We start from the raw sequence: 17,874 nt of genomic DNA, 5'->3' as shown, positions 1-17,874 counted from the left end.
CGCGGTAATCGCCGCATATGCGGTGATTACGCCACTCGTGTCATCGTAGGGTCAGTCGCCCAGGGCGGCCACCCGACCGGCCTCCTCCGCCCGCTCCGCCAGCCGCTCGCGCTGCGGCAGCACGGTGTACTTCGGGTCGCGCGCCGATGCCATCCCGGCGTGGAAGATCCCGAACCGCGTGCACGCCGACGCAGCCAGCAGCGCCGCGCCGCCGAGCGCCGCCGCCGCCCGGCTCCGCCCGCCGAGCAGCGCCGCGCCCGCCGCCCCCGCCACGCCCAGGCCCTCCGCCGCCCGCAGCAGCCGCCCGGCCGTCCCGGCGGCGTACGTCTCGGCGACCACGCCCGCCCGCCGCCGCAGCGCCCGCATCGCGACCAGCTCGGCCGCCGTGGCGAGCACGGCCGCACGCCGCGCGGGCCCGTTCTCCGCGCGCGGCCCGGCCAGCAGCGCCATCCCCGCCGCGGCCCCGGCGGCCGACGCGCCGAAGAGGTACGGCATCTCGCGGTGCCCCTCGTGCCAGGCGGGAACCGCCGTGTCCGCCAGCAGCACCCCCGTGTACGTGGCCACCGCCGGGCCCACCGCGGCCGCGCCGAGCGCCGCCGCGCGGCCCGCGCGCGGCAGCAGCCCCGTCACGTCCGAGGCGGCGGCGGCGCCCGCCAGTGGCCCGTACAGCGCCAGCAGCCACGAGCCGACGCTCATCGGGGACGTCGGCTTGAAGACGCGCAGCATGTTCACGAACCGGTCCGGCCGCCCCAGGTCGTGGATCAGCGCGGCGGCCGACAGGGAGACCGCGCCGAGCGAGCTGAGCTTCATCGCGCGTGCCGTGCGCCGCCGCCCGCTCAGGTCCGCGCCCGCGCCCAGCACGGAGCCGGCGCCCGCCAGTCCGCCGAGGAACAGGTAGCCCGCGATGTCGGCGGCCTCCCACGCCGGTGCCTTGACCACCGGCCGCCCGTAGTACGACGTGAACTCCGCGTCCGGCACGAGCCGCCGCTCGCCGCCGCGCCCCCGCCGCCGCGCCTTTCGCGCCGAGCCGTCCATCCCGTTGCCGAACAGCGCGTCCCGGCCCGGCCGTTCACCGGCCAGACCGTCACGCGTCACCCTCGCCTCGCTCACCGCGTCTCCTCGCCCGTCTGTGCCCGCACCCGCGCCCTGTCCCGCCTCATCTGCCGCGCCTCCGCCCCGCGAACGTCCCCGCCAGCCCGGCGGCCAGCGCCAGCGCCGCCACCCCCGCGTGCCGCCACATCCGCGGCAGGTCGCGCGTCGTGACCACCGGGTCCGGCGGCAGGCCGTAGACCTCCGGCTCGTCCAGCAGCAGGAAGAACGCCCCGTCGCCGCCGACGCCGTCCGACGGGTCGGCGCCGTACAGCCGCGCGTCCGGCACGCCCGTCTCCCGCAGCCGCTCCACGCGGGCCGCGGCGCGCTCCCGCAGCTCGTCCAGCGGGCCGAACTGGATCGAGTCGGTCGGGCACGCCTTCGCGCAGGCGGGTTCCATGCCGGCGCCGAGCCGGTCGTAGCAGAGCGTGCACTTCCACGCGCGGCCGTCGCCAGGACGCTGCTCGATCACCCCGTACGGGCAGGCCGGGACGCAGTACCCGCAGCCGTTGCACACGTCCTCCTGCACCACGACGGTGCCGAACTCGGTCCGGAACAGCGCCCCGGTCGGGCACACGTCGAGGCACGCGGCGTGCGTGCAGTGCTTGCACACGTCGGACGCCATCAGCCAGCGCAGCTCCGTGCGCCCGTCGGGCGAGGGCGGGCCCGGCGTCGTCGGGCTGACCGCGGCCTGGTCCACGGGCGTGCCCGAGCCCTGCGCCGCCAGCGCCAGCACGTCGATCCCCGAGTGGTCGACGTGCGCCTCCTGCCCGCCCAGCGGCTTCGTCTGCTCGATGAACGCGACATGCCGCCATGTCGACGCGCCGAGGCCGCCGGTGTTGTCGTAGCTCATGCCGGTCAGGAGCAGGCCGTCCTCCGGTACGGCGTTCCACTCCTTGCACGCCACCTCGCAGGCCTTGCAGCCGATGCAGACGGACGTGTCCGTGAAGAAGCCGACCCGCGCCGGCGCGTCCGCGTGCCCCGCGTCGGCCGCCACGTCGGGCTCGGGGCCCGACAGCAGGCGGCCCGCCGGGCCGTCCCCGCTCACCTGTGCCGTCATGCCTCAGACCTCCATGCCCGTACGCTCGTCGCTCCCGGCGCGCCGCCGGTAGTCCGCCACCAGTCGCCGCAGGGCGGGGCCGCGGGGGCGGCGGCCCGGCCTGATGTCCGCCGACAGGGCCTTGACCTCCTGGATGTGCGCGTTGGGGTCGAGGACGATGGCGGACAGCTCGTTCGCCGCGTCGCCGCGCGAGTAGCCGTTCGGGCCCCAGTGGTAGGGCATCCCGATCTGGTGCACGGTGCGGCCGTCCGCGCGCAGCGGCGCCATCCGCGTCGTCACCAGCACGCGCGCCTCGATCGCGCCGCGCGCGGTGACCACGGTGGCCCAGCCCGTGTGGTCGAGGCCGCGCTCGGCCGCCAGCTCGGGGGACACCTCGCAGAAGAACTCCGGTTGCAGCTCGGCAAGGTACGGCAGCGAACGCGTCATGCCGCCTGCCGTGAAGTGCTCGGTGAGCCGGTACGTCGTCACCACGTACGGGAAGACCTCGTGGCCCCGCGCGTCCCCCGACGGGTGGTACGCGTTCCCCTCGTGCGGGAACAGCAGCCGCACCGGTGAGCGCGGCTGGCGCGGGTGCAGCGCGTTGGGGAACGGCGAGTCCTGCGGCTCGTAGTGCGTCGGCAGCGGCCCGTCCGCCAGCCCGGCCGGTGCGTAGAGCCACGCCTTCCCGTCGCCCTGCATGACGAACGCGTCGTCGCCCCGCAGCGCCGCCACGCCCCGCGCGTCCTCGTCCGGCACGTGGTCGGGCGGCAGGTCGGCGACGAAGTCCGGCACGTCGTGCCCGGTCCACCGGCCCGCCTCGCCGTCCCACCACACGTACGCCTTCCGCTCGCTCCACGGCGTGCCGTCGGGGGCGGCGGAGGCGCGGTTGTAGAGCACCCGCCGGTTCAGCGGCCAGGACCACGCCCACTCGGCGGCCACCCAGTCCTGCTCGGTGTGCGGCTTGCGGCGCGCCGCCTGGTTCACGCCGTCGGCGCGGACGCCGCAGTAGATCCAGCAGCCGCACGCCGTGGAGCCGTCGCCGCGCAGCTCGGTGTACGAGGACAGCGGCGCGCCGTCGGGACCCGTCCCGTTGATCTCGGCGAGCACCGCCTCGGCGTCCGGCTCGGCGTGCGGCCCGACCTCCGGGTAGTCCCAGGCCAGGTCGAGGAACAGCCGGTCGGCCGGATCGTCCGAGGCCGCGAGGCGCTCCCTGATCCGCCGGTGCAGGTGGTGCGCGAACCACAGCTCGCTGCGCGCGTCGCCCGGCGGCTCGACCGCCTGGTGGTGCCACTGGAGCCACCGGTTCGTGTTGGTGAACGACCCGGACTTCTCCGTGTGCGAGGCGGCGGGGAAGAAGAACACCTCCGTGCCGATGTCCTCGGTGCGCAGCTCGCCGGTCTCGATCTCGGGGCCGTCGCGCCACCACGTCGCCGACTCGATCAGCGAGAAGTCCCGCACCACCAGCCAGTCGAGGTTCGCCATGCCGAGCCGCTGGAGCCGCGCGTTCGCCGAGCCGACCGCGGGGTTCTCGCCGAGGACGAAGTAGCCCTTGCAGACACCGGCGAGCTGCTCCATCACCGTGTCGTACGTGCTGTGCGAGCCGGTGAGGCGCGGCAGGTGGTCGAAGCAGAAGTCGTTGTCCTCCGTCGCGGCGTCGCCGTAGTACGCCTTCAGGAGGCTGACGACGTACGACCGCATCTCGGCCCAGAAGCCCTTCCGCGTGCGCACCGCCTCGATGAACGTGCCGAGGTCCGTGTGCGCGGGGGCGTGCGGCATCGGGATGTAGCCGGGCAGGAGGTTGAACAGCGTGGGGATGTCGCTCGACCCCTGGATGCTGGCGTGCCCGCGCAGCGCCTGGATGCCGCCGCCGGGCCGCCCGATGTTGCCCAGCAGCAGCTGGAGGATGCTCGCGGCGCGGATGTACTGGGCGCCGACCGTGTGCTGCGTCCAGCCCACCGCGTAGCAGAACGCGCTGGTGCGGTCGGGGCCCGAGTTCGACGTCAGCGCGTCGCAGACCTTGGCGAACGTCTCGCGCGGTACCCCGCACACCCGCTCCACCATCTCCGGCGTGTAGCGCGCGTAGTGCCGCTTGAGGATCTGGTAGACGCAGCGCGGGTGCGTCAGCGTCTCGTCCCGGTGGGGGACCGGCGGCACGTCCTGGCCGCCCGACCCGTGCGACTCCGAGCCGCCCGCCCGGTGCTCGACGGCCACACGGTGCGCGCGGCGGTCCGGCTGCGCCTCCTGGGAACCGGTGGGGGAGGCGACCGGCGCGCCCTCGTACGCCCAGCTCGCCGGGTCGTAGTGCCGCCGCTCCCCGTCGAATCCGGAGAACACGCCGTCCAGGTCCTCCGTGTCGCGGAAGTCCTCGGAGACGAGCGCCGCCGCGTTCGTGTACGCGAGGACGTACGGCCTGAAGTCCTTGCCCTCCTCCAGCACGTGGTGGATCAGGCCGCCGAGGAACGCGATGTCGCTGCCCGCCCGGATCGGCACGTGCAGGTCCGCGAGGGCGCTGGTGCGCGTGAAGCGCGGGTCGACGTGGACGATCGTCGCGCCGCGCGCCTTCGCCTCCATCACCCACTGGAAGCCGACCGGGTGTGCCTCCGCGTAGTTGGAGCCCTGGATGACGATGCAGTCGGCGTTCTGGAGGTCCTGCATGAACGTCGTCGCGCCGCCGCGGCCGAAGGACGTCCCGAGCCCCGAGACCGTCGAGCTGTGGCACAGCCGCGCCTGGTTCTCGACCTGTACGACGCCCAGGCCCGTGAACAGCTTCTTGAGGAGGTAGTTCTCCTCGTTGTCGAGCACCGCGCCGCCGAGCGAGGCGATGCCGAGCGTCCGCGCCACCCGCGCGCCCTCGTGCTCCCACTGCCACGTCTCCCGGCGCGTCGCCACCACACGGTCGGCGACCATGTCCATCGCCGTCTCCAGGTCGAGCGACTCCCACGCGGTGCCGTGCGGACGCCGGTACAGGACGCGGTGCCGCCGGTTCCCGCCGGTGACGAGCTGGAGCGTCGCGGCCCCCTTCGGGCACAGCCGCCCCCGGCTCACCGGCGACGCCGGGTCCCCCTCCACCTGGACGACGCGCTCGTCCTTCACGTACACCTTCTGCCCGCAGCCCACGGCGCAGAAGGGGCAGACCGAGTCCACGACGCGGTCGGCCGTCTCCGTGCGCGCCTCCAGGGCCGCCGTGCGGCGCGACATCGCGGCGGCTCCGCGGCCCAGCGGGTCCGCCCCGGTCAGCTGCCGGTAGACGGGCCAGTCCTGGACCCAGGTGCGCACGCCCATGGGAGTCCTTCCGATCGGTTGCTGACCGTCAGTTCCCCGGAAAAGGCCTCTTTCACGGACAAGTGGGGCAGAACCACCCGATTGACGCCCGCCGCGCGCGCCGATTCACCCGGTGGCCCCAACGTGCCCGTCGCGCAGGCACAACTCCTCACTCAAGTCGACCTGTTCACCTTCCACGGGCCCTCCGGCGGCACCCCGGACCCGCCACGCCGCGCGACCGGCGGACCACCCCACGCCACCGGACACCGCCCACCTGCACAGTCACCCGTACGGACGCGTAGATTGAATGTTCATGGAACACCGTCTTCTCGGCCGCAGTGGCCTTTTCATCAGTGAGATCGCCTACGGAAACTGGCTCACCCACGGCTCGCAGGTGGAGGAGGAGGCCGCCACCGCGTGCGTCCGCGCCGCCCTCGACGCCGGCATCACCACGTTCGACACCGCCGACGTCTACGCCGGCACCCGCGCCGAGTCGGTGCTCGGCCGCGCCCTGAAGGGCGAGCGCCGCGAGGGCCTGGAGATCTTCACCAAGGTCTACTGGCCCACCGGCCCGGGTCCCAACGACCGCGGGCTCTCGCGCAAGCACATCATGGAGTCGATCAACGGCTCCCTGCGCCGGCTCCAGACCGACTACGTGGACCTCTACCAGGCCCACCGGTTCGACCAGTCGACGCCGCTGGAAGAGACGATGTCCGCGTTCGCCGACATCGTCCACTCCGGCAAGGCGCACTACATCGGCGTCTCCGAGTGGACCGCCGACCAGATCCGCGCCGCCCACGGCCTCGCCCGCGAGCTGCGCGTCCCGCTCGTGTCGAGCCAGCCGCAGTACTCGATCCTGTGGCGCATCATCGAGCAGGACGTCATCCCCACCAGCGAGGAGCTGGGCCTCGGCCAGATCGTCTGGTCGCCGATCGCCCAGGGCGTGCTCACCGGCAAGTACCTGCCGGGCCAGCAGCCCCCGGCCGGATCGCGCGCCACCGACGAGAAGGGCGGCGCCAACATGATCAGCCGCTTCCTCGACAACGACGTGCTGGAGGCCGTCCAGAAGCTGCGCCCGCTCGCGGACGAGGCCGGGCTCAGCCTCGCCCAGCTCGCGATCGCCTGGGTCCTGCAGAACCCGAACGTCTCCGCCGCCATCGTCGGGGCGTCCCGGCCCGAGCAGGTCACCGAGAACGTCAAGGCGTCCGGCGTGAAGCTCGACGCGGATCTGATGGCCCGCATCGAGGAGATCACCGCGCCCGTCGCCGTGACCGACCCGGTCCAGGTCTACAAGAACACCCCCCCGAAGCGCTGATCCTTCCGGGACCACAGCGGCCGGCGCGGAACCTCCGCGCCGGCCGCCGCTTTGCTGTGTCGTCGCCCGGTTGTCACGGGACCGGACGGGTATCTTGTCCCAGTCTGTACGGGCTGCCGCGCCCCGCCTCCCCGGCCGGCGCCCGCATCCGGCGGTGCCCCCCCACACGGTGCTCACCGTAAGAAAGGACCGCGACCGTGACCGACACCACGCCCCCCGCAGCCACCGCCCCCGCCCCGCCCGGCGCCGCCCCGGCGCCCGCGGGCGGCCCGGACGCCGACGTGATCGTCGTCGGCGCGGGACCGGCCGGGTCGTCCGCCGCCTACCACCTCGCCCGGCAGGGGCACGACGTCCTGCTCCTGGAGAAGTCGGACTTCCCCCGCGAGAAGGTCTGCGGCGACGGCCTCACCCCCCGCGCCGTCCAGCAGCTCCACCGCATGGGCATCGACACCTCGGGCGAGGGCTGGCACCGCAACCGGGGCGTCCGCTTCTTCTCCGGCCCCGCCTCCGTCGAGGTGGACTGGCCGGAGAGCACCCGCTTCCCCGGCTACGGGCTCACCCGCAGCCGCCACGACTTCGACGACATCCTCGCCCGCCAGGCCGTCCGCGCCGGGGCGCGGCTGTGGACCGGCGCGCGCGTCACCGCGCCCGTCGTGGACCGGACGGGACGGGTCTGCGGCGTCGAGGCCGTCGTCGGCCCGGAGAAGCGGCCGGTCACCTGCGCGGCGCCCGTCGTCGTCGCGGCCGACGGCGTCTCGGCCAGGCTCGCCGTCGCCCTCGGCGTCGAACGGGACCCGCGCCGCCCCATGGCGACCGCCGTCCGCCGCTACTACCGCAGCCCGGCCAAGCACGCCGATCCGTACCTCGACGTCTGGTCCGACCTGCGCGCCCGCCCCGGCGGCCCCGCCCTGCCCGGCTACGGCTGGGTCTTCCCGATGGGCGACGGCCGGGTCAACGCGGGCCTGGGCCTCGTCAGCGGCCCCGGCGCCGACGGCGGCGACCTGCGGCGGCTCCTCGACACCTGGCTCGGCGGCCTGCCCGCCGCGTGGGGCCTCGGCGACGAGGAGAACGGGGAGGGGCCCGTGCGCGGCGCCGCCCTGCCGATGGGGCACAACCGCAGGCCGCACTACACGCGGGGCCTCGTCCTCGTCGGCGACTCCGGCGGCATGGTCAGCCCGTGGAGCGGCGAGGGCATCCCGTACGCGATGGAGTCGGGCGAGGTGGCCGCCGAGATCGTCGGCGACGCCCTGGCACGCCCCGACACCGCCTGGCGCGAACGCGTCCTGCACCAGTACCCGCGCGAGATCCACCGCCGCACGGGGCGGTACTACCGTCTCGGGACGGTGTGGGCCGCGATGCTGACGCGCCCGTCCGCCGCGTCGTTCGTCAGCCGCCAGCTCTTCCGGTCGCCCGCGACGATGCGCACGATGATCCGGCTGCTCACCAACCTCACCGACGACCGGGGCGGCGACGCGGTCGACCGGGTGCTCGGCACGCTGGTCCGCGCCGTCCCGGCACGGACACCACGCCCCTCGACGCCCCGGACCGGGACGCGCCGACGCTGACCCCGCAGGGCGGATTCCCGGCCCGGTGCGGGCGGGGTTCGGCCCCGAGCGGTTGTCCCGGCGACCGGGCGGCTCGTGCCGGACGCGGGAGCCGCGCGGTCCCGGGTGTGTGCGCCAAGTCCCATGGCGCCCCGGATCGGGACGCGCGGATGCTGACCCCGCTCCGGCGGTGGAGGCGGCTTCCCGGGCCAGGTCGCGCCGACGCTGACCCCTCAAGGCGGATTTCCGGCCCGGTGCGGGCGGGATACGGCCCCGAGCGGTTGTCCCGGCGACCGGGCGGCTCGTGCCGGACGCTGGTCCGCGCCGTCTCCGGTGTGGACACCACGTCCTTCGGTGTCCCGGGCCAGGACGTGGGTTGCCGGTCTGGTGCGGGCGGGGTTCGGCCCCGAGCGGTTGCCCCGGCGACCGGGCGGCTCGTGCCGGACGCGGGAGCCGCGCGGTCCCGGATGCGTTCCGGGAGGGTGATTCCGGCGGCCAAGTGCCGTTCAGGGCGGACGTCTTGGCTGTCCCGCCCCGGGCGCGAGAGCCGTGCCGTGTGGGCGTTCGGCGCGCGCCCGTCGCCACGCGGCTTTCCGCGTCCGGATGCGAGGACGCTGATCCCCGGCCCGGCGGGGGAGGAATGGCCGGCTCCGGCGCCGTGGCGCCGGGCGCACCGTCCCCGCCAGGTGGAGGGACCGCAGCGGTGATTGCGGCGGCCTGCGCCTCAGGCGGGCCGGATGTCGGAGACGCCCCGTGCGTCGGCCTCGCCAGGCGGCCTGTCAGGCCCGGACGCGTACGGTGGCGGCCCGCCCGGGCCGTCTCAGGCTCGCTGTGTGCCGGACGTGGAAGTGGTGCCATGGGCGCGTTCGGCGGGCACCGCGCCCTGAGGACTCCCACACCCCGAGGCGAGGGCGCGGGTCCCGCAGGGCGGTCACCCGCCCGTTCCCGGGGATGGTCTCAGTGGCGGCCGGGGGAGCCGTGCCGTGCCGTCAGGCGTCGGCGGTGGGCGTGTCGTCGAAGCGGAGCAGCATCGTGTCCGAGTCGCCGGTGCGGCCCACCTTCACGAACCCCCGCGCCCGGTACAGCCGCACCGCCGCGTTGCCGTCCTCGACGCTCAGGCTGAGGGCGGGCACGCCCTCCTCGCGCGCCCGTGCGACCAGCGCGTCCAGCAGCGCCCCGCCGACGCCCCGGCCGCGGTGGCCGGGCAGCACCCCGAGCGTGATCTCCGGGATGTCGGGCGCCACATGGCCGTAGCCGGGGTCGTCCGCGGGCAGGGGGCGCGCCCAGGTCGCGCCGACCGGGGTGCCGTCGTCGTCCTGCGCGACGACGCCGAAGTCGCCGGGGCGCGGCCAGCCCGCCACGTAGTGCGCGATGGCCGGATCGGCCCAGATGTCGTCCAGGGTGTGGCGGCCCGGATCGTTCCAGGTGAACGCCTCCAGCAGGACCAGCGCGAGGAAACCGGCGTCGTCGGGTGCGGCGGGGTGGATGAACAGGGGGACCACTTCCAGGAGTTCGGCCGCGTGACGGGTGCGGCGGGCGGGGCCGACGCTAGAACGCCGGGCGCACCGCCCGCCACCGGATTCCGTCCGCCGTGCTCAGCTCTCCCGGTGCCGCGCCAGCGCCAGCGTGCGGTGCGCGCCCGCGACGATCGCCGGGTCGACGAAGCGCCCGTCCGGCAGCGCCAGCGCGCCGGAGTCCGTCGCCGCCGCCCGTACGATCTCGGCCGCCGCCGCCACCTCCGCGTCGGTCGGCAGGAACGCCTCCCGGATCACCGGCAGTTGGCGCGGGTGGATCGCCGTCCGCCCGAGGAAGCCCAGGGCGCGGCCCTCGGCGCACGACCTGGCGAGGCCCGCCGTGTCCCGCACGTCGGGGAACACCGACTGCGGCGGCGGCGCCAGGCCCGCCGCCCGCGCGGCCACGACGACGCGTCCGCGCGACCAGGCGAGCCCGCCGTCGTCCCGCAGACCGAGGTCGGCGCGCAGGTCGGCCTCGCCGAGCGCGATGCCCGCGACCGCCGGGTGCGCGGTGGCGACGGCGTACGCCTGCTCCACGCCGAGGGCGCTCTCCAGCAGCGCGTACAGCCGCGTCGGCCGTTCCGCCCAGGCGACGGCGCGCGCGACGTCGGCCGGGCCGTTCACCTTCGGCAGCCGCAGCGCGCCGAGCCCCGGCAGCGGCGCGAGCCGCCGCACCTCGGCGGCGGCGAGCGGGCCGTCCAGCGCGTTCACGCGGACGTGCACCGGCACGTCGTGGCGGTCCGCCAGCAGGTCGGCCGTGGCGTCGAGCGCGTACGCCTTCCGCCCGGACGGCACGGCGTCCTCCAGGTCGACCAGCACCACGTCGGCCCCCGAGCCCAGCGCCTTGGCGACGACCTCGGGGCGGTCGCCGGGGACGTACAGCCACGTCAGGAACACGTCCCGCGGCGCCAGCACGCTGCTGCCGCCCGGCGCGCCGCTCACAGCGCGCCCTCCGCGCGCAGGCGGTCGATGTCCTCGCCGCTGAGCCCGATGCCGGTGAGGACGTCCTCGGTGTCGGCGCCGTGCGGGCGCCCGGCCCACTTGATGCCGCCCGGTGTCCCGGACAGGCGGAAGAGCACGTTCTGCATGGTGACCTGCCCCAGCTCCTCGTCCTCGACGCTGGTGAACGTGCCGAGGGCCCGGTACTGCTCGTCCGCCATCGCGTCCCTGATGTCGTAGACCGGCGCGATCGCCGCCTCGGCCTTCTCGAACGCGGCCAGCACCTGCGCGCGGTCGTGGCGTCCGATCCAGGAGGCGACGGCCTCGTCCAGCTCGTCCGCGTGCCGCGCGCGGCCCGCGCCGGTGGCGAACCACTCCTCGTCGATGAACTCGGGGCGGCCCACGAGGCGCATCACGCGCTCCGCGATGGACTGGGCCGAGGTGGAGACGGCGACCCAGGAGCCGTCGGCGGTGCGGTAGGTGTTGCGCGGCGCGTTGTTGGTGGAGCGGTTGCCGGTGCGCGGCTGGACGTAGCCGAGCTGGTCGTACCAGGTGGCCTGCGGGCCGAGCACCGTCAGCATCGGCTCGATGATGGCCATGTCCACGACCTGGCCCGCGCCGGTGCGGTCGCGGCCCGCGAGGGCGGTCATCACCGCGTACGCCGTGGACAGCGCGGCGATCGAGTCGGCCAGGCCGAACGGCGGCAGCGTCGGCGGCCCGTCCGGCTCGCCCGTGACGGCCGCGAAGCCGCTCATCGCCTCGGCCAGCGTGCCGAAGCCCGGGCGTCGCGACGACGGGCCGAACTGCCCGAAGCCGGTGACGCGGGCCAGCACCAGCCGGGGGTTGGCGGCCGACAGCTCCTCCCAGCCGAGGCCCCACCGCTCCAGCGTGCCCGGCCTGAAGTTCTCGATCACGACGTCCGCGCCGGCGGCGAGCCGCAGCAGCACGTCGCGGCCGCCCGGCGTGGACAGGTCGAGGGTGATGGTCCGCTTGTTGCGGCCGAGGAACTTCCACCACAGGCCGACGCCGTCCTTGCTCGGCCCGTGGCCGCGCGACGGGTCGGGGCGGCGCGGGTGCTCTACCTTGACCACCTCGGCGCCGAAATCGCCGAGCATCGTCGCGGCCAGCGGACCGGCGAACAGCGTCGCCAGGTCGAGGACCCGCAGGCCCTCCAGGGGTGCGGGAGCGGTCATCGGACGGTCCTGCCTTCGTGCTCGGGAACGGGATGCGCGGCGCCGGTGCGGAACGCGTCGATCTCCGCCCGGTCCGGCATGGACGACGACGCGCCGGGGCGGCCCACCGACAGGGCCGCCGCCGCGGCCGCCCAGGCCAGGGCGTCCGGCATCGGCCTGCCCTCGCCGGACGCCACGGCCAGCGCGCCGGTGAACGTGTCGCCCGCCGCCGTCGTGTCCACCGCGCGCACCGGCACGGCGGGGACGGTCACCGGCTCCGCGCCGCGCGCGGCGTACAGGCTGCCCGCCTCGCCGAGCGTCACCACGACCTCGGGCACCAGGTCGAGCAGCGCGCGGGCCGCCGCGCGGGGGTCGGCGTGCCCGGTGAGGGTCTGTGCCTCGTGCTCGTTCGGCACCAGCAGGTCCACGAGGCGCAGCAGCTCCGCGGGCAGCGGCCTGGCGGGGGCCGGGGTGAGGACGGTCCGCACGCCGTGGGCGCGCGCCGTGCGGGCGCCCGCCAGCACGCCGTCCAAGGGCAGTTCCAGCTGGAGGAGCAGCGTGTCCGCGCCCGCGATCAGGTCCTCGTCGCCCGGCGCGAGGGCCGACACGGACCCGTTGGCACCGGGGACGACGACGATCGCGTTGCCCCCGTCGTCGTCCACCACGATGTGCGCCGTCCCGCTCGGCCCGGTGGCCGTACGCAGGCCCGCCGTGTCCACCCCGGCGGCGGTGAGCGCGGCGCGCAGGCCGCCGCCGAAGCCGTCGTCGCCGACCGCGCCGATCATCAGGACGTCGCCGCCCGCGCGGGCGGCCGCGATCGCCTGGTTCATGCCCTTGCCGCCCGGCACGGTGCGGAACGCGGTGCCGGTCACCGTCTCGCCGCGGCGCGGCGCCGTCGGGACGTAGGCGACCAGGTCCATGTTGCAGGAGCCGAGGACGGCGATCCTCGCGGTCATGCGGAGACCTCCCGGGTGAGCGCGGCCAGCTCGTCGAAGCCGACGCCGTCGAAGCCGCCGACGCTCGTCGCGAGCCGGTTCTTCAGGGGGGCGGTCCACCGTGTGTCCAGCGCGCCGGGCGCCCCGGCGAGCAGCCCGGCGACCGAACCGGCCGTCGCGCCGTTCGAGTCCGTGTCCCAGCCGCCGGACACCGCGCGGCAGACCGACGCGGAGAAGTCGCCGTCCGCGTGGGTGAGCGCGGCGGCGAGCAGCGCGGCGTTGGGCAGGACGTGCACCCAGTGGTGGTCGCCGTAGCGGGCGTGCAGCCGGTCCACGACCGTGTCGAAGTCGCCGCCGCGCGCCTCTTCGGCCGCCGCCACGCCGAAGCGGACCGCCTCGGCCAGCCGCGACCCGGGCGGGACGACGGACAGGCCCGCGCGCAGGCAGCCGTGCACGTCGGTGCCGCCGCCCGCCGCCGCCGCGACCGCCGCGGCGGCGAACATCGCGCCGTACACGCCGTTCGCCGTGTGGGTCAGCACCGCGTCCCGGTGCGCCAGTCCGGCGGCGGTCCCCGGGTCGCCGGGGTGCGTCCAGCCGAAGACATCCGCGCGGATCACGGCGCCGATCCACTCGCGGAACGGGTTGCGGTACGTCGCGGTGTGCGGCGGCTCGACGCCCGCCAGCAGGTTGCGGTACGCGACGCGCTCCGCCGTGAACGTACGCCCGGCAGGCAGCTCGTCCAGCCACAGCCGCGCCACGTCCGCCGTGGTGAAGTCACGGCCGTGGCGGCGCAGCAGGAGCAGCCCGAGCAGCGGGTAGTTGAGGTCGTCGTCCTCCGGGCAGCCGTCGAGGGTCTCGGCCAGCGAGGTGGCGCGCGACCTGCGGTTCCACGGGTGGGCGGCGGCGATGTCGGCGGGCAGGCCCTCGGCGGTGAACCAGGTGCGCACCGGCCAGTTGCCCGTCGCCCTGCCGATGGCGCGGATGCCGTCGAGCGGCAGCTTCTCCACCGGTTTGCCCAGGACGCAGCCCACCGCCCTGCCGAGCCAGCCCGCGTGCAGCCGTTCCAGCGGGGCGGGCCCTGCGGGGGCGGGCGGGGGAGCGGGCCAGTCGGGGCAGGCGGCGCGGATCGCGTCCAGCGCGGTCGGCTCGGCCGCGGCCAGCGGCGAGGGCAGGAGTGCCAGTTCGTCGAGCAGCTGCCCGGCGAGCGCGCGCAGCGCCGGGTCGCCGGGGCCGGGGGAGGCCCCGGCGCGCTCCGGCGCCGGGTGGCCGCCCGCGGCGCGCCAGCGCCGTTCGACGGCGGACGCGTCCCGGCCGTCCTGCGCCGCCTGGCGCAGCTCGTGGCCCAGGAGGTCCTCCGGCTGCGCCCAGGTGAGGCGGATCCCGTCGGTCACCGCGCTCACACGCCCGCGATCTCGTGGAACAGCGCCTCGTGCTCCCTGCGCCGCCGCGTGTCCCGCGCGAACACCTCGCGCGCCACCGCCGCCAGCACACCGGCCGGGGCGCGCAGGTCCAGGCGGCTGGCCCGCGCGATCTCCTCGCTCCACTCCGCCGGGACGGCGTCCTCGCCGTGCAGGGCGCCGACGATGGCGCCGCTCATCGTGGCGATGGAGTCGCAGTCCCGGCCGTAGTTCACCGAGCCGAGCACGGTCTCCCGGAAGTCGCCGCCGCCGACCAGCAGCATGCCGAGCGCGACGGGCAGTTCCTCGATCGCGTGCAGCCGCGACGGGCGGCGCGCCCCCAGCGACGGCTGCCGGTACTCGGGGCCCACCGTGTCGAACGGTGCGACGGCCTCCCGCAGCGGCTTCAGCGCGTCCTCGAAGCCGTCGATCCCGGCCGCCGCCGCCGCGACCGCCTCGATGGCCGCGCGCGTGCCGTCCTTGGCCAGCGCCAGCGCGTCCGCCACGACCGAATCCGGCGTGGCCCCCGGCTTGCAGGCCGCCGCCACGGCCGCCGCGAACACGCCCGCCGCCTCACGGCCGTAGCTCGACTGGTGCGCGCCCGCGACGTCCAGCGCCTCGGCGTACGCGGCGGCCGGGTTCCCGGCGTTCACCAGGCCGACCGGCGCCATGTACATGGCCGCGCCGCAGTTGACGATGTTGCCCACGCCCGCCTCGCGCGGGTCCACGTGGCCGTAGTGGATGCGGGCGACGATCCACTTCTCCGCGAGGAAGATCCGCTGGAGCGGCAGCGCCTCCGCGTCCAGTTCGGGGATCCACCGGGGCGTCGTGATGAGGTCGGGCACCAGGTGGTCGGCGACGGCGTACGCGTCCAGGTGGTCGCGCACCTTCTCGTAGACGCGGACCAGCGCGTGCGTCATGAGGGTGTCGTCGGTGACGTGCCCGTCGCCCTTGTGGTACGGCGCGATCGGCCGCGCCGTGCGCCACTGGTCGCGGTGGAACGGCTCCACGATGCCGCGCACCCGGCCGCCGTGCCGCTCCGCGATCGCCTCGGGGCTCCAGCCCTCCACCGCCCCGCCGAGCGCGTCGCCCACGGCGGCCCCCACGAGGGCGCCGGTGACGCGGGACTCCAGGGACGGCGCGGGGGGCGCCGTCGTGCTCGTGCCGGTCGTCGTGTCGGTCGTGGTGCTCATGCGGGGTGTCCTTCCGAACGTTCGGTGAGGGGGGACAGGTGGGGCGTGCGGGCCAGCCGCCCGGCCAGCTCGACCAGGTCGGTGCCGGCGAGGGCGGGCAGCGCGCAGCCGGCCAGGACACGGCAGCTGTCGCGCCAGGTGGCGGGCAGCGCCTCCGCGCCGCCCAGCACGCCGGTCAGCGCGCCCGCGAGCGCCGGGGCCGAGTCGGCGACCCGCGACAGGCAGGCCGCGCTCGGCACCGCCTCGGCGACCGCGCCCGCCGCCGCCGTCGCCACCGCGAGGGCCACCGGCACGGTCTCGGCCGCCGCGATGCCGTAGCTGTAGACGTGGTCGACGATCTCGTGCTCCAGGACGGGGACGAGCGCGAACGCGTTCCCCGGCTGTCCGGGGCGCGCGGCGACGGCCGCCCTGCCGAGGCCGACGGCCCGCAGCGCGTTGCGCCGGATCTCCGTCCCCTCGGGCAGCTGGCGCAGCGCCGCGTCCACGCACTCGTCCACCGGCGTGCCGCCGAGTGCCGCCGCGACGGCGGCGGCCATGGCCCGCGCGCCGTGCACCCCGTCGCCGTCCTGGGTGTAGCGCGCGTCGAACTCGGCGAGGTCGGCGGCGGCGTCCGGGTCGCCCGGGTGCACGGTCGCGAGCACCGTGGCCCGTACGCAGGCCGCGTCGTCGAAGTAGTGCGGGTTGTCGTGCCCGGTCGCCGGGGGCAGCAGGCCCGCCGCCAGGTTGCCGAGGCCCGCCCGTACGGAGATCCGGGCGCGCATCGGGATCTGCGCCGACTCGACCTCGTCCGCGCGGTCGGTGGCCGCCGCCACCTCGTCGGCGAGGCCCTGCCACGCGTCGGCCAGGGCGGCGCGGATCCGCCCGTCCGCGGGCGGCGCGCCGTCCGGCGGCGCCGAGAGGACGGCGAGCGCGGTGAACGCCGCCCACTCCGCGTCGTCGGACGGGCCGAGCCGCAGCGGCTCGGGCGGCTGGTTGAGCGCTATGGGGACGGGCAGGGTCGTCGTCGCGTTCTGCTCGGCGAAGGTGTCCAGCTCGCGGGTCAGGCGGCGCGTCCACTCCGGCAGCCGCGCCGCGCGGTGGCGGCCGGACGGCCAGCCCGCCGCGTCACCGGCCGCGAGGCCCAGCAGCAGGCCCTCGACGCGCCGCGGTTCACCGGAGACGGGGACGGGGGCGGGGCCGGGCGTGCCCGGGGTTCCCGTCGCGGCGGAGGCGTTCACACCGCCACCTCCCTGGACTCGGCGGCCTCCGACGCGGCGTGCAGCAGGTCCGCGACGTCCAGGACATGCCGCCCCGCCATCGACGGCAGGCAGCTGCCGCGCACCGGCCCGATCCGCCGCCCCCACGGCACTGGGACGGCCCCCTCGCCGCGCAGCGCCCCGGCCAGGGCACCGGCGACGGCCGCCGTCGTGTCGGCGTCGCGGCCCATGTTGACGGCCATCCGCACCGCCGGGGCGAACACGCCGCCCGCCGCCGTGAACGCGCCGAACGCCAGACCCACCGCCTCAGGCGCCAGGTCCGTCCACGGGTAGCCGCCGATGACGGTCGCGGACCGTACCGTCCGCTCCATCGACAGCTCGGTCGCCAGCGGGTCGCGCCGCGCCCGCCGCGCCGCGTCCACCGCCCGGTGCAGCGAGCGCGCCGTCCACGAGTCCTCGGGGACCACGGACAGCGCCGCCCGTACGACCTCGTCCGGGTCGTCCGTGCGCATGGCGGCGGCCACCCCGGCGGCCACGGCGCGGCCGCCGTAGATGCCCTCGCCGTCGTGCGAGACCGTGCCGTCGATGGCGACCAGCCTGGCCGCCTCGGCGGGACGGCCCGCCGCGTACACCCCGAAGGGCGCCGCGCGCATCGCGAGGCCGTCGCTCCAGGCGTGCCGGTGCTGCGCGGAGATGGGGGCGGCCAGGCCGCGCCGCAGGTTCTCCAGCGTGCCGCGCTCGCTGAAGCCCGCGCCGTGGAACGGGCCCTCGTCGCGGTCGGCGATCCACGCGTGCCACGCCGCCTCGACGTGCGCCACGGTCAGGGCGGCGCCGTGCTCGGCGAGCAGGAGGGCGGAGAAGATGGCGTACTCGGTGTCGTCCGTGCCGGCCGGGTCGTCGGAGACGTAGCCCTCGATCCGGCCCCAGCGGGCGCGGATCTGGGAGGGCTTCATGTTCTCGGCGGGGGCGCCGAGCGCGTCGCCCACGGCCAGGCCGAGGAAGGCGCCGCGCGCGCGTTCGCCCCCGGTGGGGTGCGGCGGCACCCCGGGCGGGAGGTCGTCGCCTCCCGGGACCCTGGGGTGCGGGGCCGCGCGGGACGCGGGTCGGGGGGACGGGTCGGAAAGGGCCGACACGCTGTCGGGGCTGGCGCTCATGTGCCTTCCGTGCTCACTGCTCGGTGGTGCGGGTGTGCGGGTGTGCGGGTGCGGGGAGGGGGGCCGGTGCCCGTGGGGTGGGCACCGGCCGTCCCGTTCCGTCATATTTTGTGCTGGTCTGCCATC

General features: G+C 76.0%; 13 protein-coding genes. 2 read left to right on the top strand and 11 right to left on the bottom strand.

Features of this window, described 5'->3' with window-relative positions; all coding sequences use genetic code 11:
• Positions 1-51: 51 nt before the first annotated feature.
• Genes nrfD through fdh form a run of 3 tightly spaced genes read right to left on the bottom strand, consistent with a single transcriptional unit; the run spans position 52 to position 5,410 of the window.
• Complete coding sequence (gene nrfD / locus ACIBPC_RS24065; RefSeq protein ID WP_398847447.1) at positions 52-1,110, bottom strand: NrfD/PsrC family molybdoenzyme membrane anchor subunit; 1,059 nt, start codon at positions 1,108-1,110, stop codon at positions 52-54.
• Between the two features lie 46 nt (positions 1,111-1,156).
• The gene (locus ACIBPC_RS24060) at positions 1,157-2,149 is read right to left on the bottom strand and encodes a 4Fe-4S dicluster domain-containing protein (protein ID WP_398847445.1); all 993 of its coding nucleotides are present in this window, start codon (positions 2,147-2,149) and stop codon (positions 1,157-1,159) included.
• A gap of 3 nt (positions 2,150-2,152) precedes the next feature.
• Positions 2,153-5,410, bottom strand: a complete 3,258-nt coding sequence (gene fdh, locus ACIBPC_RS24055; RefSeq protein ID WP_398847443.1) for a formate dehydrogenase — start codon at positions 5,408-5,410, stop codon at positions 2,153-2,155.
• A gap of 292 nt (positions 5,411-5,702) precedes the next feature.
• Between fdh and ACIBPC_RS24050 the strand changes: the two genes are divergently transcribed.
• Positions 5,703-6,704, top strand: a complete 1,002-nt coding sequence (locus tag ACIBPC_RS24050; protein WP_362959603.1) for an aldo/keto reductase family protein — start codon at positions 5,703-5,705, stop codon at positions 6,702-6,704.
• Between the two features lie 197 nt (positions 6,705-6,901).
• Positions 6,902-8,269, top strand: coding sequence for a geranylgeranyl reductase family protein (locus ACIBPC_RS24045; protein ID WP_398847441.1), 1,368 nt, complete (start codon positions 6,902-6,904; stop codon positions 8,267-8,269).
• 968 nt (positions 8,270-9,237) lie between these two features.
• Here ACIBPC_RS24045 and ACIBPC_RS24040 read toward each other — a convergent pair.
• The 8 genes from ACIBPC_RS24040 to ACIBPC_RS24005 all read right to left on the bottom strand — a co-directional run bounded on the left by ACIBPC_RS24040 (position 9,238) and on the right by ACIBPC_RS24005 (position 17,748).
• Positions 9,238-9,750, bottom strand: a complete 513-nt coding sequence (locus ACIBPC_RS24040; protein ID WP_398847439.1) for a GNAT family N-acetyltransferase — start codon at positions 9,748-9,750, stop codon at positions 9,238-9,240.
• A gap of 93 nt (positions 9,751-9,843) precedes the next feature.
• Complete coding sequence (locus ACIBPC_RS24035) at positions 9,844-10,704, bottom strand: HpcH/HpaI aldolase/citrate lyase family protein (protein WP_398847437.1); 861 nt, start codon at positions 10,702-10,704, stop codon at positions 9,844-9,846.
• Positions 10,701-11,894, bottom strand: coding sequence for a CaiB/BaiF CoA transferase family protein (locus ACIBPC_RS24030; RefSeq protein ID WP_398847436.1), 1,194 nt, complete (start codon positions 11,892-11,894; stop codon positions 10,701-10,703). Before ACIBPC_RS24030 ends, ACIBPC_RS24035 begins: the two co-directional genes overlap by 4 nt.
• Complete coding sequence (rbsK, locus tag ACIBPC_RS24025) at positions 11,891-12,829, bottom strand: ribokinase (RefSeq protein WP_398847434.1); 939 nt, start codon at positions 12,827-12,829, stop codon at positions 11,891-11,893. The genes ACIBPC_RS24030 and rbsK overlap by 4 nt, the downstream gene beginning before the upstream one ends.
• Positions 12,826-14,208, bottom strand: coding sequence for an ADP-ribosylglycohydrolase family protein (locus ACIBPC_RS24020; RefSeq protein WP_398847432.1), 1,383 nt, complete (start codon positions 14,206-14,208; stop codon positions 12,826-12,828). The genes rbsK and ACIBPC_RS24020 overlap by 4 nt, the downstream gene beginning before the upstream one ends.
• A complete protein-coding gene (locus ACIBPC_RS24015) occupies positions 14,205-15,398 on the bottom strand; it encodes an ADP-ribosylglycohydrolase family protein (protein ID WP_398847430.1) in 1,194 nt (397 codons plus the stop codon). Before ACIBPC_RS24015 ends, ACIBPC_RS24020 begins: the two co-directional genes overlap by 4 nt.
• Positions 15,395-16,615: an ADP-ribosylglycohydrolase family protein gene (locus tag ACIBPC_RS24010; protein WP_398847429.1), complete on the bottom strand. Its 1,221-nt coding sequence runs from the start codon at positions 16,613-16,615 to the stop codon at positions 15,395-15,397. Before ACIBPC_RS24010 ends, ACIBPC_RS24015 begins: the two co-directional genes overlap by 4 nt.
• On the bottom strand, positions 16,612-17,748 hold the full coding sequence (locus ACIBPC_RS24005; RefSeq protein WP_398847427.1) for an ADP-ribosylglycohydrolase family protein: 1,137 nt from the start codon (positions 17,746-17,748) through the stop codon (positions 16,612-16,614). Before ACIBPC_RS24005 ends, ACIBPC_RS24010 begins: the two co-directional genes overlap by 4 nt.
• Between the last annotated feature and the right edge of the window lie 126 nt (positions 17,749-17,874).

It is taken from the genome of Streptomyces sp. NPDC049879 (genome assembly GCF_044461265.1).
Taxonomy (GTDB): Bacteria; Actinomycetota; Actinomycetes; order Streptomycetales; family Streptomycetaceae; genus Streptomyces.
This window is presented reverse-complemented; position numbering and strand designations above follow the sequence as displayed.